A 21,358-nucleotide genomic window follows, 5' to 3' on the forward strand; every position below is an offset into this window, starting at 1 on the left:
AATGTCCGGTCGTTCATGTTGCCTGCTCGCCCAATTTTCATGAAGTGATTATTTTCGCAGGCGAAACTCTGCAATAGGCATCCTTGCGATGTCGGTAAAAGATGCGGAGGTGGTTTTGCGTGCTGAATTTCAAAATTGGCTCACACTCTGGCGGTATTATCCAGATACTGCTGTTGTTTCAGATGACGGATTAATACCCTGCCCTCGGGCATAAATTCCGAGCCGTAGCGCACCAGTCCCACCCCCTTCAGCTCCGCATCAATGGCGTAGCGGAGTTCTCCGGGCTGAATCTGTTCCTGCATCACCACGTTAATCCGGCTCAGGCGCGGCTCATATTTCAGCAACACGGCCGACAGTGTGGTAATCAGCTGGTGGGCGGTCCCGGGCATTCCCTGGAGGATTTTTGTCATATCCGGCAGGCCGTAGTCCGGCAGGTGGGTCAGCGTACCGGCGCGACAGTTGAGGATACGCTGCATGTTATCCAGCACCGACATAATCAGCTGGTTCTCCTCGCTTACGCTGTGCAGGTCAAGCCCGCCGGCGAAGTTGCCGTACAGCATGTCATACAGGGACGGACGCGGCATCATTCCCCCTCCAGCGGTTTCAGCGTCAGGCGGTTATTACTGACTTCAATAACCCGCGCCTTATCCGGGTCAAGGTCGTCACGGGTCAGGGTAATACGCCAGGTATCGTTTACCTGATCCGGTGCCATAAACATCCCCGCCACCGCCACAACCTGCGCGCTCTCTTCCATCGGCATATCCAGCGTCACCGATTCGCCAGGGCGCAGGCGAATATCCTTTTCCGCCACCAGGTCGGCTTTAATAGCCTGACTGTCACTGGCGAACAGTGACGGATAATCAGTACTGTCAAACGCCTTACGCTCTTTAAGCTGGTAAATTCGCACCACCGTTGCCAGCGACGCCCCTTTCGCGTTGTTATTCACCCCTTCGCGCGCCTGAATATCCAGATGCAGGGTTTTCACCTGTCTGTAAAAAATGGACTTCGTGACGGCGACGGTGCCGTCCGTCACTTTCTGCGTCAGCCCGCAGCCGGTTAACAGGGTCGCCAGCGTGAGAGCCAGAGTCTTACCAGCGGTAATCGCCATCTTCATCGTTCTTCCTTCGCTGAATGTTTTCCCGGACGCGCTGAAAGCGTCCCAGGTGAATGGTGATAATGTTGTTTCTGTTCTGTTGCGCATTAAGGGGACGCAGCACCGCCGTGCGCCCGACCTGCGCGGTCTGTTCCGCATTGCAGGACAGCCGCGCATCCGGCAGCAAATGTCGGGCAACGCATAACTGCATCCGTACATCCAGGTGCGCGCCCAGCCACACGTGTAGCAGCGCCATCAGGTCGGCATGCAGGTCACCGCCCGGCAGCCAGCCCCGGGCCTCTTTAGGGTTGTCGGTGAAGAGACGCAGCAGCACCTGGCCGTTCACATCCGTGGCGTGCGTGCCCATCACCGGTCGGTGCTTCAGGCTGACCGGCTGGCATGTACTCATCGCAACCGGCTGCTTCAGCGGGATACGGCAGCGGTCGTGGTGATACACCGTTGCGCGGGTATCCGGCGCCAGCAGCCGCACCAGAGCTGCCATCCCCTCCGCCGTCCGTCCCGGCAGCATCATCACCGGCAGCAGCGCCAGAAATCGCGACAGCGGCGTACCGGCTGTCTGAGCACAGCCGGGTATCCCCAGCCCCGCCAGCCCCAGCAGGTATTGTGACGTGTTGTCAGCGCCTCCGGCCTGAAAGGTGGCCGGGTACGAATACTTTCGCCAGATGCGGTAATACTGGGTAATCAGCCGGTGACTGAAAATATCCAGAAAATCCTGCGTCGCGTCGTGCCCTTCCCGTCGCTGAGCGATATCGTCGGTGTAGTGGGTCGGCAGCGGCGACTCCACTCCGTACAGCCCCATAAAGGTGACGCGCACCGACGGCGGCAGGTGCGGATGTTCCGGGTCTTCCATCCCCCGGATTTCACCGGCCGGAAACCCCATCCCCGGATGCGGGCGAAAACGCACCGGCTCCTGCCGCACCCGCCAGTCGCGGCCGGGCACCGGCATCTCCGGCTGGCTCTGTTCCAGCAGCTGGCAGAAGCGGTAAAAATTCATATACGGCAGCTGGTGCCGTACCTGCGCCATCAGCCGGGCAGGCGCGGACTGTGATTCTCTTTCCAACGGATACATTTCCCTTCTGGCTGAACAATCAGCGTGAGCTGGTTAAACTGGTTCATATCGGCATACAGGGCAAAAAAACGGTTGAGCAGTTCGCCAAACAGATGGATATCGCCCTCTCCGGTAAATCCATTGCTGTCGAGCGTCACCTCCACGTCCAGCCCGCGCAGCAAAAAACCGTCCTCAAAGCGCTGAGTGCGATGGTGCCTGACATCCAGGATGGCATCGAGGCGACGGTTGTTCAGCTCGTCGTCCCGCCAGTTATAGAGCGAGAGCGTGCCGCGCAGCACCTCAGCGCTGCTCATCATGTTGAGAAACCGGGAGCCCAGATGGCTCATCACCCGCCAGTGGAAGCGATCCTCCGCAGGCGGGTATGCGGGCAGCGTCGGCTTGCACAGATTACGCACGGTGAGGGGCGAGTCATAGACCTGTTCACAGCGGTCCAGCAGCGTGCTCTGCAACGCCCGACGCGGTAACTGGCCGTTGGTGCCAGTGATGCGCAGCGAGACCGTTTCCCGCTCCAGCATCCGGTCAGCTTCCCACTGCTGGCCGCCCAGTATCAGCCAGGTATCGTGCATACCGGTGACGCCCCGCTTCACGCGGGTGTGGTAATACCGTTCCGGTGCGTGACGACGCATCATGCCGCCCTGATGGCGAAAACTGGCGAACGGCACATAGTGCGCTTCGCCGGTACGCCCGGAGCCGTTGACGCTGTCCACCGAGTAAATCTCGGTATGCCCGTCCTGAAGACGTTTCGGGCGCAGCAGATATTCACTCTCCAGCCCGCTAATGGTCAGCGGGTCAGCTTCCAGGGTGAACAGGTTTATCACCGGCACGCAGTGCAGGCGCAGGCTGCTGTCTGTTACCGGTAAATCGCTTTGCCATACCTGGCTGAATACCACCTCAATATCGAAGTACGCCGTACCCGCCGGGAGCATGATATTTTCCAGCCCGTTAAGATGGACGAACATAAACTTTTCGCGAAAGGTGAAATACTCCAGCAGCAACTGGTAACCGCTGAAGGCGCTGTCGCCCTTCGGCCACAGCCGGTCTTCCTCAGCAAAACCGCCCGGCGAGAAATAACCATCCAGTGCGATCCGCTCCGTCTGCCCCGGCAGGCGAATGTACAGCGCCGCCTGACGTTTTGTCAGCCAGAGGTGCAGGCTGCTGCCCGTCACCCTATCTTCGCCAAGATACAACGGCAGATGCCGGAGGTCAGTCTGCGGCCAGTCCGCCTGCGTACTACAGGCAAAACGCACCCGCAGGAGCGAACGCCCGTCAGGCTCCGTGGTCATAATGACCTTCTCCACCGCGAGCGGATTAAGCGTCAGATCCCGGGTGGTGCGGTAGCGGCAGACAGTGTTTTTAGGACCGACCGGGCGGGAGCTGATTTCCAGCCCGGCGGACAACGTTTCCGCCATTTTCATCGCCGGCACATCCGGCGACAGCACCACCACCGACAGGGACGGGATGGTACGCAGGTAGTGCGGCCACAGCATGCTCACCAGACTTTCGGTCAACTCCGGCAAGTCGTCATCTATCTTTTCGCGCAGACGTCCCATGGAGAAGGCGAAGCCCTCAAACAGCCGTTCAACATACGGGTCAGGTGTGCCCGCCTTGTCCAGGTCGAGCATTGCCGCCCGGTCGGGGTGCGTCTGCGCGAACTCTTTCGCCGCCTCGCGCAGGTAGCGCATTTCAGCGTCAAAATAACGCAGGGTTAAATCTTCCATAATTTTCCGGCTATTAATGTACAGGAGGATGGGTGATGAGCCCTAATACACGCAGTGATATTGGGAAAAATACAATATCCGCAACGGCCGTGAAGGGTGTTAACACGATATTTGTTGCCAGTCGCAGAGGATGAAAGTAAGTTGAGTCTTCTGTAGAATAAAATTCCACATTATGTTTTTTAACCAATTTTTCGCTATTATTAAACAGACTGTCGTTCTTATCTCTGGGAATAATTACCCCTTCCAGGCGTATTTGCTTAACATACCTTCCACCCTCATTCCAGAACCCCGTTTTTTTTAAGGTCACCAATATCCTGAGTGGTAAGGTTGCTGTCGCTTTCATTAACCTGCAGTACAAGCGCATCGGAAAAATGCATGACAAGGTCATTTCCACGCGGTATATCCAGTTTGAGCCTTAAACCCTCAAATTTCTCATAACCGGTAACCAGCGTTACCTGTGTGGATAGTTTATCCAGCGCAAGTAACTCTTTCGCCCCTTTCGTTAATATATAGATGTTTTTTTCACCCTTGAAAGCGACACCATCCCGAGGTATTTCTACCCTGACCTGTGTCTTTCCCTGAATAGCCGAAGCAGAGAGATTTTCATAATAAAACGCAGCGGTAACCTCGTCTGAAATCAAAGTACGTTCTTTTATCTTTGTGTCAGCAACACTGTTTTCTCCCCAAAGAATTGCTGTACAGCCTGAAAGCTGAATAAATATAACCGACAATATTATTTTCATAATCAAATGCATGATTGTTGTATATCCCTGATAATAATTTTTTTGTTACGTTTGTTTAATTATCCGCACTACACGGTAGCTCTGGCAGCGTCAGTTGCAATCAGCCCCGCCAGCAGATGTTCCATCTCCGGATTCAGGCGTGCTTTATCTGTATCATTACGTCCGGCCCTTCATACGGAGCAGCTTCAGGCGGTGGGCTTTGACCTCAAACAGCAGTTCTGGCGCCCACTGCGTGAGCGTGATGGCGCGGCCTGGCAGGCTGTAATCAGTGTATGAACGGATGCCATCAGTACGTTTCCGTGGGGTCGGGGTCATCAGCCAGGGGGTCAGCGGCAGGCTCGCTGACGGTGAATATCTGCAACGGCAGGCTGAAGTTTCGCAGCTTCAGCAGGGCCAGCGGGCCCTCCCCCGCCTCGGTACGCAGGGTGTAGTTTAGCGGTCTGCCATCCTGCGCCTGCCACGTGAGACTGTAACTGCTGCCCGTGCCGGGGTAAGCGCTGACTGACGCCTTGTCCAGCAACCTTATCCATCCCCATGTCCCGGACATATCTGCATACTGCCGGGTGCCGGCCTGGGTGCTTATCCAGCTTAATGCCGCACCCGGCGCTTCGGTGTCCGCAGGCCAGTTAAAACGCTTCCAGGCAGGCATCTGGTTCATATAAGTCAGCTTCTGGCTGTCGATAACCAGCCGCGTCTCCATGATGCCATCCGCCGTTCCCGGGCGCAGCTCAAAGGACAACCCCGCCTCCCCGCGGGTGAACACCACATCGGAAATATGGCTCAGGGTATCAACCGCCCTGAGGAAAGCCGGATTGAAAGTCAGCCCCTGGGCGTTGATGCTGTCCGGCACCCAGTGACTCCCCTCCCTGTGCAGCACGCCGTTAAGACGAGTCTGCAGAAACCGGGTGATGCGCCCGGAATCGGCATTGAGGTATCTGGCCAGCAACGGCAGGGAGACCTCGCTGCTGACATCTTTAAACGGATACCGCCCGCCAAAGGCGCTGTTCCAGTCATCCACCACGGCGGTCTGCCACTGTGCATTCAGGCTTTCAGCGGCGGGTTGCAGCACCTGCTGCCAGGCCTGCTCCATGGGCCGCACAAACATCGTCTGCCCGAAACCGCTCCATTCCTGCCCGAGCCCCGCTGCCACCAGACTGCCGTAGTCGCGGGTCTCGGTTAAGTCTACCGCCTTTCCCTGAAACACCGTCTGCGCCAGCGCCTGGGTCATGGCCTGCGGATCAGCGGCGTTGGTCACCTGCTGTAGCCGCAGGCGCACCTGGGTGACGCGGGTCAGAAACGTCTGCAGGCTCAGGTCGGTATTTCCGCCGCCTTTCTGCTGGCTGTTAATCAACGCCAGTGCCGGGCCGAAGGTCGCCTCCAGCGGACCGCGCGCGCCGCCGCTCTGGTCAATGGCCGGCTGTTTATCGCCACCGAGCAGATTTTTTGCCGATTTCACCAGCGAATCGGATATCGCCTCGCCGGTCTCACCGGTACGCCCCTGGATATTCAGGGTGTTCATCAGTGCCACCAGCGGTGACTGGCGCACATCCGCCATCAGGGTGAGCTGGTCAATGGCGTCGGACAGGGTCACTGCCCGTTGCCAGCGCAGACTGTTGAGAAAATCGAGCCAGGCGGTACTGAAGTCGGCAAAATAACGTGCGGTGAGTCGCTGCTTCAGGGCTTCCGGCGAGGTCTGCTGCGTGGCGGGCTGTCTGCTGTCGCTCAGCACCCAGTCCATCTCCTCGCGACGTTCATTCACCACCTTATCAATGGCAGGCTGTACCGCCTCCTCCCACGCCTGACGGGTGAACATCCCCGGCACCACCTCATCGGTGCTGAACAGGCTTGCGGCGTCGGTGTCGCCGGTCATGTCCGTCAGGCGCATATCGGCATACTGGTTCGACACTTGTGAGAGCATTTTCTGATAGAGTGTGGATTCACTGTTTCGCACCCCCATCTGGCGAACCAGCAGCGTACGCGTCTGACTGACCAGCATATCGTCAGCATGTAAGCGCCACTGCGGGTGTGACACCAGGCTCGCGGCATAAAAAGCGTATAGTGCCGGGCCGCTGCCCTGCCAGAGACCGTTTGCCACACCAGCACGCCGTGGCCAGTCGCGCATCAGCGTGGCGGAAAACCAGGCCGCATCCATTTTCTCCGGCCGCGAGAGCATCAGGTAGAGCCTGAGCCGGTCGTAAACCGATTTTGCCATGCGCTCACGTAACGGACTGTCCGGTGGCAGCTGTACAAAGGCCTGGAGCTGTTGAGTGAGGTGTTCCGCCGCCGCATCGCGCAACAGCGGCAAGGCGCTTTCACTATAGCGCGGGAAGAGCGCCACCAGCAGGGCATCGTTCTGGCTTAAGCCGCCGCGTACGTACCAGGGCACGCCGTGTTGTGCACGGTACTGTAAACGAGCAAGGGTTTTCTGGAGTTCAGACAGGGCGTGCAGACGCTTGCTCAGCGGCTGTTTCTCTGACACAGACTGCTGAACCTGCTCCTGCGCCGTCGTCACCAGGTCACGGTTGGCGACAAAGGAGACGGCCATGGATATGCCCCACAGCGCCATCAGCGCCGCCACACCCACGCCCGCCATCTGCGTCCAGCTGATTCCGGGTTTACGCGGGCGCAGACCTGCCGGTAAGGCCTGTGTAGACGCCGGGATGGCATCCCAGCGGTTGTCTTTGCCCCAGTGATGAGCAACACTGCGACCTGCCCCTGCTGAAGGCGGGCTGAACACCACGCCAGCCAGAGGCAGCGGGCGGTACGGGTTAAGTAATACTGATAAGGGTCCGGTCAGCGATTGCGGCTCGCGGATTAGCTGGTCAGCCAGGGTGAGTAAAAAATTCTGCTGTGGTTTGTCGCAAATCTGCTGAATACCCTGCGCGGTGAGGGGCGGGATCAGGTCGCTTAGCTGGCGGGCCAGTGCTTCAGGTTTACAGGCCGCTGACAGCTGGCACCCCACCGGCTGGGAAATCCGGCCCTGCTGCTCTTCGGCTCGCGGATGCAGCGACCAGACATACAGCGGCAGTTTCCAGCCTAACGCATCACAGCGCCCCTTCAGAGCGTGGGACAGGGCATCCATGGATTCTGGAGTCAGCGGCGCTGCCGGTTCAGCATCTGAACCCGCGAAGCGGTCAAACGCAGAGGTCACCCACACCACGCCATCCACCGGGCGGTGGCGCAGTTTACGCAGCGCGGTAAGCCAGGCGGCGTCCGCCGGTGCTGCCGGGTCACCGCCCCACAACAACAGCGTCCCCTGGTCTTCCTGCCAGAGTTCCTGGGTGAGTTTTGGGGTGAGCTGTTCGACGTCGGCAACGCTGCCGGTGACTAGCAGGATGCGGAGTTTGCGGGGCCAGTGACGACCGTACAAACGGCACATCTCCTGGCGAATTTCCTCTACCGTGATATGACGTGGCGGCGTCAGTGTAATGCGACCTTCTTCGTCAGGTAAGACATTAATCTTCTGAGCCTGGCGACGATAATAAATTTCCTTAACATAACGGGAAATTGCTGGCGCATAACGAATAAGCACCAGCACCAGGCACACCTGGACAAACGCCAGAACTTGTTCACCCCGCGTATCAATATCCAGCGCTTTGCCGTGGTGGGTTATCATCCACCACAGCGCCGCCACGCCTGCAAATACGATCCCGACTCGGCCGAGGAGGCCAAACAGGCTACCCGATGTGTTCATCTTCACTTCCTGCTTTGACGGTACTGATAAAACGTTCTTCGCCGGAGGAGAACAACGTAAGAAGAGAGGTGTTATCCAGACTGACCAGATCTGCCGCAAAGGCAGTCAACAACCACGGTGCAGCCGGCCCCGGAATGCCGCACCATTTTTCAAGCAGCAGTCGATCGGCAAGATCCCAGACGGCACCCTGTTCGTTCCCGACGGTCATTAGTGGTGCGGCAACCTTTTCCCAACTGCAATTGTCGCCCAGAATGCGATCGGTACGGCAGGCAGCCGTCTGGGTCCCGAGAAACAGCTTGAGTTCACTCTCAAATCCGTCCAGTTGCAGCGGCATCGGCCGCAACAGACGGGCCGGATGTGGCAGGCGATATTTTTGCGCCACATCGTCACTGGTCATCAGCAGCGCGGCCAGACCGTCTGAATACGCGTCACGGCCACACAGTTGTATGACCAGAATAAGGTCAACCGTCAGAAAGGGCTGTTTCAAACGCTCTTCGACCCATCCCATCGTGAAAGAAGGCATTATCGTGATGCTGTCAGGCGCAGCGCGCTGAGGAAATAGGGAGGTCCAGACAGTGGCGAAGGACTTCTGTAATCCAGAACAAGGCAGATCGGTTACCAGAGTCACCTTGACCTGAAGGTCAGAAGGCAACAGGCACAGCGCATCCATTGTACCTTTAAGTAGTACGAGGAAGGACTCATCGATCAGACGATTACTGTCAGGCAGATAATTTATTTTTCTGACAAGACCGTACTGCTGTGGTAATTCGCCATGAAGGCATCCCACAGTGATTTTGTCGGGTAAAAAAATACAGTTGCCCACAATCGCAAGATACCGTTCAGCCCAGGCTTCCCACAGTTTCTGGGCATGTTCAGCCTCATTTTTCAAAAAGTTATGTTCATCAACTTTTTTACCCCACAGCCAGCCTCTCAGACAGAGAAGAAACAGCCAGCTACCTGACGGTGCGAGGGAAACCAGCCAGATACTGATCCCTGAAATCGCATTCATCATCCCGGAGGCGTGGATCATAAATAATACAATCCCGGTGATTAGTGTCAGCACGCCGGCCAGATACCACCACATAAAGGATGGTTTTGGGGGTAACTCTGTGGTCAATGATTTCGCTCTGTTCCAGCCCATGGATTATCCTATTGCGCAATCCGGTGCGCTTGAGATAACCTGACACCCGCACTGGCATTTGCATCCGTCAACCACAATAGCTTTGCCGTCAGAGGACCATTCCAGAGAGCCTTCCACTATAGGATTGGGACTATGGAATGGTATTGGACAACTAACCATGTCGCCAATCAGAGCAACTTTTTTGCCGTTAACAATCATGGTTGATGATGCTGAAATAACTTTTCCGCCATGTGTAGTTTCATCACCGAGCAAAACAAAACCTTTAGACATACAAAATACCTTTGTATTTAAGTAAGTATTTATGAAATAGAATTTATTGTTCGAAATTTCAGTCTCACATTACAAAACCAATGAATAAAGAGATGATAAAGTGAATAAAAACTTACCACTCCCCGTAAGGATATTTTTTACCTTTAATAAATTCTATTATATCCTCGTCGTAACCATAAGAAAAATCACTGGATGTGATTTTTTTACACATATCTAGTTTATTGCCATAAACGGTCTCTACAAGTATATCAGTGAGCTCTATATTCGGCTTGCGGCTGTTCTGTAACTATATCCTCACCTTTCCTTCCGGTGCCAGTCCGATAACCATAAATCGATGGTATCGTTGCTCGCCTTTAGCATCATTATGATAAGCTGACTCTACTTCATCATAAGGAGCAAAATAAGGCGTCAGCATCAACGTCCAGACGGCACTGCTGAAGGTTATTCTGGTCTCGTAAACTTTCTTATCGATAACTGAATCCCAACAAAAGCGGATAAACTGGGGCGGGTTTTTAGCTTTGTTAAATGCAGGGATGCCTCCACCTAATCCTTTTTTGGCCCATTGCCCAACACTGGCATCACTTGTATTAACCCCATCTAAAGTTCGGAAGCGATACAAAATTCCATCTGTATCCAGCAACTCCGCATAGGTTACAACAGCGGGAAGGGCTTTAGGTGTTACGAAATCAAAATACCACTCATCATAAGGTGCCAGCAGACTCGAGAGTTCGGTTGATTTTTCTGTGTTATTAGCAGCCAGGGTAAAGCCTGATACAAATAACGCAACAACACTTAACAGGTATTTCTTCAAAACCTTCTCCTTAAATTTTCTCAATAAAAGAAATCACCACTCGCCATATGGATATTTTTTACCTTTAATAAATTCTATTATATCCGCGTCGTAACCATAAGAAAAATCACTGGATGTAATTTTTTTACACATATCTAGTTTATCGCCAAAAACGGTCTCAACCAGTATATCAGTTAGCTCTATATTCGGTTTGCGGCTGTTCTGTAACCATACCCTGACCTTTCCTTCCGGTGCCAGCCCGATAACCATAAATCGATGGTATCGTTGCTCTCCTTTAGCACCATTATGATAAGCGGTCTGTATTTCATCATATGGAGCAAAATAAGGTATTAACATCATCTCCCAAACTTTACTACCGAAGGTTATAGTGGTTTCATAAACTCTCTTGTCAATCACGGAGTCCCAGCAAAAATGGATAAATCGCGGAGGGTTTTTAGCTTTGTTAAATGAAGGTATTCCATAACCAATGCTGTCTCCCCACGAACCTACACTGCTGTCGCTGGAGTTAGTACCATCCAGCGTTCTGAAGCGATACAAAATTGAGTCTGTATCCAATAACTCCGCATAAGTCACAACGGCAGGTAATGCTTTCGGGTATGCAAAATCAAAATACCACTCATCATAAGGTGCTAATAAAGTAGAAAGTTTGTTGGGGTTTTCACTATTGCCACCTGCGAATGCACATCCGTATACAAGCAATGTTGCCATTAAAACTGGCATTTTTTTCATGATATGGTGTTCCCTTTCATATTATAAATTGTACGACGCCAGTTCGTGTCGGGCCGGTTGACAAAACTTAATATCGCAGATGCACGCGCACCACTGGTAACTTTTCTTGCTGAGTCGTCATCTACAGCATTCCAGTTGGCTGAGCAATGGATATATTTACCGATAATGTTAATCTCATCAGATGTATATGGAATTGGTTGTGAACCGGTAAAGATCGCTTTGCCCTGAGAAATTGCTTTTTCGCATAGTGGCATCAATTCGTTATTAAATTTTAATTCAACATTGTTTTGGCGTATTGGTTCGAATGACAATCCTGCTTCTTTAGCAATTTCATACATCACCCTGAGAACAACTTTTGACCAGTCATTTGATACTGTTCGTTCAAACGTGACAGCAGCGCCGACTTTTTTGTTGAAATTGTTATAGCGATCCGGAGACATTCTGTCATCGGAATTACACTCTAATTTTATCACCCCTGATGGTAACAGAGGGGCAAGTGATGGAAAGTCAAAAAGTGATTCACTCTGCACGGAAGCATTACGGTAGACCTGGGTTTCCTGTTCAAGTGTATTATCCGGTACTGTTTCAATTTCGGGACGCGTCAGAAAGTAATATTCCGGTTCTTCAGGATTGTATCCCCCTCCAATATCAGAATGCACACCAGGCAGGCTCAGTTCAGGCCATACTTCTTTAATACTGTTAAGGCAAAAGTTGTACCGGCATTCATGCATTGCTGTGATATGGAAAACGTGTTTTGCAATACCCGGAGGCAACTCCAGTTTGACATCATTGTTGTTACTGTCATGGGGATCAAGGCCATCTGAAAGCGCGGCGACCGCTGCAACGGTATCGAAAGGTCCAATAAACCGGATTTCTCCAGCAGGTTTTCCATGCTGTGTATAGCCACTGAGACCCGCTTTAATCGCTTCGACTAATGCAGGGTCTTCATCATTGACTCGATTTGCAAAATGCCTTGCCGCCGCAGCTCCCCGACTAAACCCAAATACATCAAACTGGATTTTTGCAATGGCGATAGTGCTCATATCATTCTTATTTATAAATAATAAAATTTGTTCTTTTATCAACTCTATCGCTCGGTCAGTTTTGGCTACAATACCTGTCTTATTATTACCGAAACCAAGGCCAAACTTTGAGTCTTTTTCTTTGTTTTTAGTCCCTATACCTTCAATATAGACCTTTCTCTGAGCCTTCATGGCATTATCTGGTATTTTTTCATCTTGTTTATATAAGCCATTCAGCCAGTGAATGTTAGTGAAATAACCTAGATAACTAGTTGCAGCGGAATCCCTATAACCTTTTTTAGCCATGCATTTTTCATTGAATTTAGCTAATTCACTGGAGTCAAGCCCATATAACTTAGAGTCACATTGCTCAATACGACTATTTATGTTTTCAACATTATTCCCCGTCCCGTCAAAAAACACGCCAATGGTTAACGTCACCCCACGAGCAGGTATCCGCTGAAGTACAATTTTTTTTGCAGTATTACGAATACAGGTTTTATGATGTCCGTCAGGGGCATCGTAACAGTAATATTCTGTCATATCATGGTCCTTATAGAGTATGATTTTCCGGGATTATTTTCTGTCACTGCGCAAAATTTCGATTTTCATGTCAGAAGGGAATGCGGTAAACACTGGAAGCGTATTCCCCTCTTCATCAGTCTCGCCGCTGAATACTGCACCTTCGGATGTGGTAATACGATACATCGTTTTGCTGAAAGGAATATCTTTATCATCAGCCAGAACATAGCTTCCTCCGAACCCCATGGGAAGTTCTTTGGCAGGAACATTTATATTGGCAGCGCCCATTTTCTGTACGTTTGCGGCTTTCAGTAAGATGTTACCGGGACAACCAAATTCGATATTCCCTCCACTCATCCGGATATAGGCCCCACCGCAGGTCATCAGTAATTCCTGGCTGGCATTGATAGTGATTTTTCCGGTATTACTCACAACAGAAACATCTTTAAAAGCCTGGATATTCATGGCATCACCCTGCGCCTGAATGTCCACGACCCCATTTCCAGAGAACAGCTGCATTCCTTCACCTTGTGCAAACAGACTTACGGTTTCTTTTGCAGCAACAGTGAATGATTTTGCCGCACTAATATCCGTGTTTTTACCTGACACAATACCCACGCTATGTTCGCCTGAAGCAACACGAATAGCTTCCGGGCTGACGATGCCAATACCGTGAGGCGCATAAGCCAGTATCCCCGCTTCCTGAAGCTCATTCAGTGCGGTATTTAGCTGTGACTGACTGTCTTTTTCAGACGGTGTTGCTTTAGCACTACCCGCCGCTGCACTCAGGCTTTCAGCCAGTGATAATGCCTGTTTCAGTTGCAGGATAGCTGCTTCCATGTCAAGCATTTCGCCCCGCGCATCAGGCTGTCTATCTGCGCTCAGTAATATCCCTTTGCCACCCCGGATACTCACCCAGTCATCTGTTCTGAGTTCTGCACCTTCACCCCGTAAGGTCCGTTCGGCATCGACGTTATGACCAAGATTAAGCTGACTCTTACCGCCATACTCGGTGCTGATCTTGATATGCTCCTCACCGCGCTTGTCTTCCATTCGCAGCTTGTTGTTCGTCGGCGTGCGGATCACATTGCGTGTACTGTTCTTCTCCGTTACATGGTCAACATGTCGTGAGTCATGCAGCGCATGGGCGATATAGGGCCGGTCGGGGTCGCCTTCATGGAATGCTATCGCCACTTCTGTGCCCTGAATGAGCGGGAAGTGAAAACCGTACACGTCGCCGCCGTAGGGTTTGGCGAGACGTACCGGCATGCTCTCCTGACCCTGTCCTTTCTCGTCACGATCGGCGTCAAATTTCACCCGGTACAGTCCGGATGCATCCTGCCAGGCGTAGATATCGTTGGCTTTTGCGCTGGTTACGCGAGCCGTCATCGTCCCGGTTACCTTCGGGCGCGGCAGCGGTGCCGGACGCCAGCACACCGTTTCGCTGTACGGCACGCCCAAAATATCCACCAGAAGGGCGCTCTTGCGACTGGCAGTAAAATGCGTGCTGATAACCAGCACCGGTTCCTGTAAGACAGCAGGCAGGGTGGGTGGCAGGCCGTCGGTAATATTCAGCACCTGAGCAGGTGCCAGCCACGCTGCAGTGCTGTAGCCTGTGATTTGCGTCTGGTTTGCCAGAAAACGCTCGTGGTCCAGGCGGGCGTAAAAGTTAGCCGTTTCTGCCGTGGGGTCTATTTTGTCGCCGCGCGCCAGATGGCGCAGCCGGTAATGGTAGACATCACCATAGTTCACCCCTTCACCGTCTCCCCGGGTCATATCCGCCGGTGCCGACTGCAGTATGCTCTGTGCGTCACGGTGGTTGTAATCTTTCGTGGTGACGCTGGCTTCCACCACATTATGGGTGATGTTCAGGCCCCACACCGAGTCAGCCCCGCTGTCGCTCATCCCGGACGGACTGTTGACTGGCAGGGTTTTACCAAATACCAGCGCCCGCTGCGCATCGGCAAAATGCACCACTTCTGTCTGCGCGTCTTCCTGGAGGGTAAACCAGTAAAATATCCCCACCTCCGCCAGCAGGCGCTGAATAAACGCCAGGTCACTTTCCTGATACTGGTTTATCTGCTCGCGCTTCGGGTAGCTCTGCTTGAGGTTAAATTCATATTCCCAGCCATGCAGGTTATGCTCCTGTAACACCTGTTCGACTACTTCGGGTACTGACTTATTGACAAAGAAACGGTGGCTGCGGTGCTGCTTATCCAGCAAAAACAGGAATGGCTTAAGCGTGATCAGGTACTGTGTCTGGTCGGCAGAGCCGGAAATGCGTCTGAAATGAGTAATGACACCGTGCACTTTTTTCTGTTCAGTCGGGCTCTCCAGTAACCCGCCCCCCATCGTAAGGGTTGCGGGTTTACACAAAAACCAGGCAGCATCAAGATGTTTGTCCGTACTCGTAAAAATGATGTCATACCTGTAAATTCTGCTCAGGCCTTCAATACCGCTGAAGTCTTCCACATCAAGTGGAGAAGGACAGGAAGGAATATCCAGCCTGTAGCGGTTCAGGGTTCCCGCCCCGGTTAAAACGTTTTGCAAAGAGTCAGTGAGATTCATAATTTTTCACTCCATGAACGGTTCTAAAAGGCGATCTGCAGGAACCCTCACGTTCGCCTTGATCAGGCTGAAATTCACTGTTGTCCAGCTCGCCGTACGGTCTTACTGCCTCCATGTCATTAAGCGGAATGTCGAAAATACACTCGCCGACAATCTCTACCCCGGCGACCATTTTGCGCGGCGTATCCTTATCGCGCTCAGAGTGCAGAACGTATCTGACAATGAACTGGCCTTTATCAGGAAAATGATGAAATGAAGGTGGGATACATAGCTGGCCGTTCACAATACGAAGTGTGGGATCAAACGTAATTTGCCGCTCCCTGAACCGGGTTCCTCTTGGAACGATGGAAATACTGACTGGCTGGTAGTCCTCTGGCTCCGGAACGCTGAAACACACATTGTCGCCTCTTGTGCTGACCGTTGTTATTTCATCAGGCCGAATGTAATCCCCGTGGCCGGGGCAACCGGTCAGTACCGTCAGGCTGAGCAAAAAAGCATGCCTGTGGCGAAAGGTCATTGCTTTCACCATGGGAACCCCCGCAGCGTGCTGGTATACAGGTGGTGGATAACGGGCTCAGAAATGTTGCCGTCAAGCGTGACATCACCTGCTTTTCTCAGATCACACCATGTCTCGTATCCTTCAACCTGCAACGTAAAATGGTCAGCAATAATTTGTGCCTGCTGTTCCATGGGATATTCACTTAACAGACGTCCATTCAGGACATAACGGTAACTCACCGCCCAGCTGAACAGCCCCCGCCCGATGATGTTCATTCCTTTTTCACGCTGCCAGACATGTGCCATTTCGTGAATAAAAAGATGTTGCAGAAAAGGTAAAGTCGACGCGTAATCATCCCTGTACCAGTGACCAAAATAAATCTCACCGTTCGGGGACATCGCCGTATTTTTATTCTGGAGGCCAAACGGCAGATAACTGTCATAATGGATCCAAACCTTATGGTAAGGGATCGTCGATTTGTAGACCGACTTCGCCAGAACAATCTCTCCTGAAGTCAGTAACCGCAGCGAACCTTCCTTTTCTTCTTTTTGATCCGCCTTTTTTTTATCGTGGATGGTCATCACTCATCCTCCTGCCGCAGATCAATCATTACCCCCTCTTCCTCATCCCAGCCAAGCGTCAGGGTATGCGGCTTCTGCCCCGCCGCCATATGGCTCAGCAGCTGCTGGCTCAGGACCGGCAGAATCTGCTGGTTCAGCAGCCAGTGCTCGGGCAGGATTTCCGCATGGGCGCGGGTCTGGCACAGGGACGCGGCCCCTTCCATCGCGCGGGCACAGTAAGGGTTAAGACGGCGTAACAGGATTGCGGGATTGTCCATGAGACTCTCTCTTTATCAGTTCCGGACACGCTACCGCCCGTCGCTGTTCCCTGTTATTCAGGAACCCAAAGCGCATCAGGTCGGGCAGGCCGATTGTGTTTTTCTTTGCACAGCGTCCGTGCATACAGACGCTGTGCAAAAAACTGCGGACAGGGCCCTGTCCGCATGCGACTTACTCGGTGGCGCGTTCGTTCCAGGAATCGGAATGAATGATGTTGCCGTCCTTGTAGGTCCAGGTGATTTTTTCGTAGCGCAGTTCAATCTGCTCGAGGTGGTTGTGCTTCTCGAACGCCGGATCCTTGATGTCGTGCATCTTCGGATTCACTTTCACCAGCTTCACGTTCTCAAGCTTCGTGTTGAAGTACTCCACTTCCTGGCCCGCGTCGTTGATTCTGTACCACTTAAATTCCGCAGATTTCAGGGTCTGGCCGGTGGTCACCGCCTTGTACAGGTACGGGCTGGAGGAGTCGATTTCCTTGGTGAACAGGAACGGGGTGTGGATACGGGTACCGGTCAGCTTGCCGGTGTTATTGTCGGTCGGGATGTACAGGTTATGCTCCTGGGCCACCACCTCGATGCTGCCTTCACGATCCTGAACGTCCACAGACCCTTTGATGTCCGCGCCGCCGTCGTCCTTCAGCCACAGATAGACTGGAATTGCCATGATAATTACTCCGTTAAGTTGTTATCAGCGCCATCATCCTGCGATGACGCGGGGGTGTTGCCCGGCAGCTGGCAGGCGTTCGCCTGCGGCACCAGACTGATTTCGACACGGCGGTTCAGCGTCCGGCCTTCTGCCGTGTCGTTGGTGGCGACAGGTCGGCTTTCACCGTAGCCCTGCACCGCAAAACAGCTCTCCGGCACGTCGCCGGTATCACGCATCCAGTCGCGCACGGACTCCGCACGCTTCAGGGACAGGACCTGGTTGGACTGGTCATCCCCGGTGCTGTCGGTATGGCCTGCGACCACAATCAGCCAGCCGGGTTTCGCCTTGATCCCCACAAGTGAGTTCACCAGCAGCTTTGTTGAGGCGGGTTTCAGCGCCCATTTGCCGGTATCGAACAGCGATATGCTGTCGAGGCGGACAGTCTGCGGCCCCTGTACGATTTTCTTAATCACCGGACGAGGGGGCGGCGGTGGCGTCCAGCTATTAATGGCGGCTTCTACCAGCGGGATCAGACGCATGCCCTGGTACAGGCCGAGCCCGTAACGCAGTGGCTCACCACGCCGCAGCCAGTCGTCCAGCAGGCGGCTGTCTGCCTGCAAACGCTGCTGCGCCTGCTGCTTCGGCTCAGGTGGCGTACCGCTGAGACGGTGGTATACGGCAAGGTGGTCGCCCACGCTGCGCACCAGTCGCTGGTTGTTGATAAAGGAAGCCAGCATCGCCAGCGCAAAGAAGACAAAGCAGATACCCCCGGCCAGCCGCATATTCTGCATCCGGCGGCTGATGCCGTGGCGGCGCGGCAGGTACGGCAGCAATACCTCCGGCAGCGGCAGTAAATCCGGTGCAAAGACAGGTTTCGGGCAAAGCGTGGTGATACCGGCTATCAGCTGCTGCCAGAGGTTATCCTCTGTTGCGGCGATCGGTGCCAGACAGATACCTGCCGCGCAGAGATTCAGCTGCGGAAGCTCACCCTGTCGGGCGCTGAGTGGCCGGGTGAGGTGGTGCGCCATCAGCGCCAGTATGCTGTCCAGCCACAGCGTGTCATAAAGGCGTGAGGCGCGGCTGCCGCTCTCCCACTGCCAGTCCGTCACCGGCAGGGCGACATGTCCGTTCTGCCGCACCCGCACGCCCGGTAACTCCGGTGTGACGGTAAACCACTGCGCCTCCTCTTTAGGGTGAAGGTCAGGTGGCGACACCCAGGCCACGCTCCATACCGGCGGAACACCGTTCAGCCAGTTCCGGCACTGCGTAATACTGCGTCGCCAGCCACGGAGCGTCTGCGCCAGCGCCTCTTCCGACGTCTGCTGTTCCGGTATCAGCGCCAGCAATACCGAGACCTGCGACACCAGCGCCGGACGGACGGCCGCCAGATGCTGCGCCAGCAGCGGCAGCTGTTCTGCGTTTTGCGCGTGTATATACCAGCCCTGACGGGTTTCACGATAAACGGTATCGGGAGGGAACAGGCTGGTCGTATCGCCGCAGACCAGCACCACCGCACCCTGAAAATCTTCCGGGGGCAGGACATGCTCCGTTACCGGTATGACGAACTGGCAACGCCGCCACCCATGCCAGAGCGCTGCGCCGCAGACCAGCAGAATACAGACGCTGAGCACAGAACGGCTGACGGTGGAAAGCGGCCAGAAATCCACGACCAGCCACAAAGCAAGGACAGCAGCAAACAGCGTGAGAAGCGTTCGGGAGAGTTGACGCATCCGTTATCCCTGCCCCGCAATCTGCGCCACCATCTGCGACAGCACAGAGGAGAAGGTGAACCACAGCGCCGCCACCACCACGCCCGCCACCCAGCCCAGCCAGTACATCCGGCGTCCGCTGCGCAGGCGGGATGCCCTGACCACCACCGGAGTTTCCTGGGTCAGCGCAAACGGCGGTACGCGCTCACTGAGCGCGCGCACCACATCCTCACGCCGCTCATCATCCTGCGTGCGGTACTGGCCGGTGAAGCCCAGTTGCAGGGTGCGGTACAGGCAGGTCAGCACCGCCACATCCGGCGCAGGCTCGCGCAGGGCCGTACGGATACGCTCCCACAGCTCTTCCCCTGCATTCAGGGTACGGAAAAACCGCGCCTGAAGTGGGTCCTTGCGCCACTGGCGGTAACCGTCATCCTGTTTATCCCGGTTCAGCACGCTCTCATCCATCAGGGCGCAGTACGCATACAGCATATGGTCGCAGGATGTAGTGCTGAACCCGGCTTCGTTCAGTGTTTCTCGCGCGGCGTTCACCCACCGGCAGGCCCGTCGGTACAGCGCTTCGCCGTCCTTTACCTCCTGGCCGCTGCGCAACTGGCTGACCATCAGCCAGCCCGGATAAAACGTTTTGTTTATCAGGTCAATGTCGGCATCGTTCATGAGCGCAGCACCGCAAACAGTTCAAGTTTCACCTCACCGAGGGAGCCCGGCGTATAGAAGGTACAGTTCCCGGCTTCCAGCATGGCACGAGCAGCATCGGTGGACAGATCCAGCGCGAAATACTGATTTTCCAGACGTAGCGGGATGGCCGCCGGAACGTGGCTTAGTGGTTTAATCACCATCCCGCTCAGGGCGATATTCACCACCTCAGAGACATCATCGTGACTTCCCGCCTTACACAGTTGCGGGAAGCGCGTCTGGAGTTCGTGGTTTGGCATGGCGGAGCGCACGGAGAGATAGAAATCGGCCCCTTCACGCAGCCGCGCGTCGTGCAGCTTCCCGCGCCAGATCTCACGGTCTTCGCCCTGCTTCAGTTCAATGGCAATCACGCGCGACGGCAGACTGGCTTCAAGCAGGTTATCGAGCAAGGTAAACAGCGGCGGGAACACCGTTTCCGGCGCGTCATGCCGATAGGGGGGAATGGCGTCCACATCATGTTCAAGCGAAAAGGTCAGCAGGCTGCCGGCAAGGCGGGCCAGCTCGCGGTACAGCAGTTCCGGATGGCGGGACGGCGCCTGGTGCAGCTCCGTCAGTACCGGCTCAACGCTGTTGAGGGCGTTCAGCAACCAGAACAGCGATACATCGGCCACCGCGAAGTCCGCCATCCGCTCGTTGCTTTCACGGCGCATGGCCATCAGGCGCTTACGCCGGGCCGCCAGGCGGTGCAGCAGGTCACTCAGTTCGCTGAGCAGTAACGGGCTGGCAGACAAAGAGAGCAGCGGCGGAATAAAGCTCCGCTCCTGTACCCACTGCCCCTGTGCGTTTCGCATCAGTCTCGCCACCGGGCAGGTAAGCCAGGCGCTGTTTTCCTGAGTCGACAGCCGCAGCGTCAGGGCATGACGAAGTACCGTCAGTTCACTGCGCTCATGCCCGGCCAGTTCCTGCACTGTTACCCGTTCAGACTGCCAGCGGCGCGGACGGGCACTGTCCTGCCCGTCATCCAGATTACCGCCATTGGCGCTGAGGAGCGGCAGACACAGCAGCACTTCAACAGCATCACTCCCCGCCGCTGATAAATCACAGACCGGCGGCAGGGTATCCGCCAGATCTGTGTCCACCAGGGTACCATCCGCGAAGCGCACACAAAGACGGGTGGCATTAAGACGTGAAAGGGCCAGCGCGCCTTCGTCGAACTCCGCGCACAGCACACCCCACGGGTGCGCCAGCGCCATCCGGGCCACGGTGTCGGCCACATGTGCATCCCAGCGGGCCTGCTGCTGGAACTGCTGCGGGGCCAGGAAGGCCCCGTCTTCCCATAACGGACGATAAATTTTCATCCCTGCTACCGCCTTACGCTTTCGCTTTCGGCATCTGGCTCACCAGAGACAGGTTCACATCCATGCCTTCCACCTGGAAGTGCGGCACCGCAAACAGCTTCACGCGGAAGAAGCCCGGGTTGTCTTCGATATCTTCCACCACCACCTTCGCGTCACGCAGCGGATGAGATGCCTGCAACTCATCGCCCGGATCGGTCATTTCCGTCACCAGACTACGCACCCAGGTATTCAGCTCCAGCTCCAGCAGACGGCG

General features: G+C 54.6%; 18 protein-coding genes and 3 pseudogenes. All 21 read right to left on the reverse strand.

What is annotated here, in order from left to right:
• Window positions 1-140: 140 nt before the first annotated feature.
• Window positions 141-584 carry a type VI secretion system baseplate subunit TssE gene (tssE, locus tag ACOT1A_RS07720; RefSeq protein WP_105323045.1) on the reverse strand — a complete coding sequence of 148 codons (444 nt, stop codon included), beginning with the start codon at window positions 582-584 and terminating at the stop codon, window positions 141-143.
• On the reverse strand, window positions 584-1,108 hold the full coding sequence (gene tssJ, locus ACOT1A_RS07725) for a type VI secretion system lipoprotein TssJ (protein WP_176690895.1): 525 nt from the start codon (window positions 1,106-1,108) through the stop codon (window positions 584-586). Before tssJ ends, tssE begins: the two co-directional genes overlap by 1 nt.
• The gene (tssG, locus tag ACOT1A_RS07730) at window positions 1,089-2,183 is read right to left on the reverse strand and encodes a type VI secretion system baseplate subunit TssG (RefSeq protein ID WP_105322713.1); all 1,095 of its coding nucleotides are present in this window, start codon (window positions 2,181-2,183) and stop codon (window positions 1,089-1,091) included. The genes tssJ and tssG overlap by 20 nt, the downstream gene beginning before the upstream one ends.
• Window positions 2,138-3,901, reverse strand: coding sequence for a type VI secretion system baseplate subunit TssF (tssF, locus tag ACOT1A_RS07735; protein ID WP_105322712.1), 1,764 nt, complete (start codon window positions 3,899-3,901; stop codon window positions 2,138-2,140). The genes tssG and tssF overlap by 46 nt, the downstream gene beginning before the upstream one ends.
• A gap of 275 nt (window positions 3,902-4,176) precedes the next feature.
• Window positions 4,177-4,656, reverse strand: a complete 480-nt coding sequence (locus ACOT1A_RS07740; RefSeq protein ID WP_232934892.1) for a hypothetical protein — start codon at window positions 4,654-4,656, stop codon at window positions 4,177-4,179.
• A 56-nt stretch (window positions 4,657-4,712) separates the two neighbouring features.
• Window positions 4,713-4,893: pseudogene (locus tag ACOT1A_RS07745) on the reverse strand (type VI secretion system protein TssA); the annotation flags it as partial.
• A 37-nt stretch (window positions 4,894-4,930) separates the two neighbouring features.
• On the reverse strand, window positions 4,931-8,338 hold the full coding sequence (locus ACOT1A_RS07750) for an ImcF-related family protein (protein ID WP_105322710.1): 3,408 nt from the start codon (window positions 8,336-8,338) through the stop codon (window positions 4,931-4,933).
• The gene (locus tag ACOT1A_RS07755; protein ID WP_176690884.1) at window positions 8,322-9,479 is read right to left on the reverse strand and encodes a type VI secretion protein; all 1,158 of its coding nucleotides are present in this window, start codon (window positions 9,477-9,479) and stop codon (window positions 8,322-8,324) included. Before ACOT1A_RS07755 ends, ACOT1A_RS07750 begins: the two co-directional genes overlap by 17 nt.
• A gap of 3 nt (window positions 9,480-9,482) precedes the next feature.
• On the reverse strand, window positions 9,483-9,749 hold the full coding sequence (locus tag ACOT1A_RS07760) for a PAAR domain-containing protein (RefSeq protein WP_105322708.1): 267 nt from the start codon (window positions 9,747-9,749) through the stop codon (window positions 9,483-9,485).
• A 112-nt stretch (window positions 9,750-9,861) separates the two neighbouring features.
• A pseudogene (locus ACOT1A_RS07765) lies at window positions 9,862-10,509 on the reverse strand (DUF2931 family protein).
• A gap of 84 nt (window positions 10,510-10,593) precedes the next feature.
• Entirely contained in the window at window positions 10,594-11,280 is a 687-nt protein-coding gene (locus ACOT1A_RS07770; protein ID WP_105323044.1) for a DUF2931 family protein, read from the reverse strand.
• A gap of 5 nt (window positions 11,281-11,285) precedes the next feature.
• Entirely contained in the window at window positions 11,286-12,854 is a 1,569-nt protein-coding gene (locus tag ACOT1A_RS07775; protein WP_105322707.1) for a T6SS phospholipase effector Tle1-like catalytic domain-containing protein, read from the reverse strand.
• A 33-nt stretch (window positions 12,855-12,887) separates the two neighbouring features.
• Window positions 12,888-15,401 carry a type VI secretion system Vgr family protein gene (locus ACOT1A_RS07780; protein ID WP_105322706.1) on the reverse strand — a complete coding sequence of 838 codons (2,514 nt, stop codon included), beginning with the start codon at window positions 15,399-15,401 and terminating at the stop codon, window positions 12,888-12,890.
• Window positions 15,388-15,930 carry a putative T6SS immunity periplasmic lipoprotein gene (locus ACOT1A_RS07785; protein ID WP_105322705.1) on the reverse strand — a complete coding sequence of 181 codons (543 nt, stop codon included), beginning with the start codon at window positions 15,928-15,930 and terminating at the stop codon, window positions 15,388-15,390. The genes ACOT1A_RS07780 and ACOT1A_RS07785 overlap by 14 nt, the downstream gene beginning before the upstream one ends.
• A complete protein-coding gene (locus tag ACOT1A_RS07790; protein ID WP_105322704.1) occupies window positions 15,924-16,481 on the reverse strand; it encodes a type IV secretion protein Rhs in 558 nt (185 codons plus the stop codon). The genes ACOT1A_RS07785 and ACOT1A_RS07790 overlap by 7 nt, the downstream gene beginning before the upstream one ends.
• Window positions 16,481-16,738 carry a hypothetical protein gene (locus tag ACOT1A_RS07795; RefSeq protein WP_421625512.1) on the reverse strand — a complete coding sequence of 86 codons (258 nt, stop codon included), beginning with the start codon at window positions 16,736-16,738 and terminating at the stop codon, window positions 16,481-16,483. The genes ACOT1A_RS07790 and ACOT1A_RS07795 overlap by 1 nt, the downstream gene beginning before the upstream one ends.
• A gap of 172 nt (window positions 16,739-16,910) precedes the next feature.
• On the reverse strand, window positions 16,911-17,402 hold the full coding sequence (gene hcp, locus ACOT1A_RS07800) for a type VI secretion system effector Hcp (RefSeq protein WP_105322702.1): 492 nt from the start codon (window positions 17,400-17,402) through the stop codon (window positions 16,911-16,913).
• Between the two features lie 5 nt (window positions 17,403-17,407).
• The gene (locus tag ACOT1A_RS07805) at window positions 17,408-19,114 is read right to left on the reverse strand and encodes an OmpA family protein (protein WP_105322701.1); all 1,707 of its coding nucleotides are present in this window, start codon (window positions 19,112-19,114) and stop codon (window positions 17,408-17,410) included.
• Between the two features lie 3 nt (window positions 19,115-19,117).
• Complete coding sequence (gene tssL / locus ACOT1A_RS07810) at window positions 19,118-19,768, reverse strand: type VI secretion system protein TssL, short form (RefSeq protein ID WP_105322700.1); 651 nt, start codon at window positions 19,766-19,768, stop codon at window positions 19,118-19,120.
• Complete coding sequence (gene tssK, locus ACOT1A_RS07815) at window positions 19,765-21,105, reverse strand: type VI secretion system baseplate subunit TssK (RefSeq protein WP_045309184.1); 1,341 nt, start codon at window positions 21,103-21,105, stop codon at window positions 19,765-19,767. Before tssK ends, tssL begins: the two co-directional genes overlap by 4 nt.
• Window positions 21,106-21,118: 13 nt before the next feature.
• A pseudogene (locus ACOT1A_RS07820) lies at window positions 21,119-21,358 on the reverse strand (type VI secretion system contractile sheath large subunit); the annotation flags it as partial.

Origin of the sequence: Enterobacter cloacae complex sp. SYL003 (assembly GCF_049236925.1) — a bacterium.
Classification (GTDB): domain Bacteria; phylum Pseudomonadota; class Gammaproteobacteria; order Enterobacterales; family Enterobacteriaceae; genus Enterobacter; species Enterobacter intestinihominis.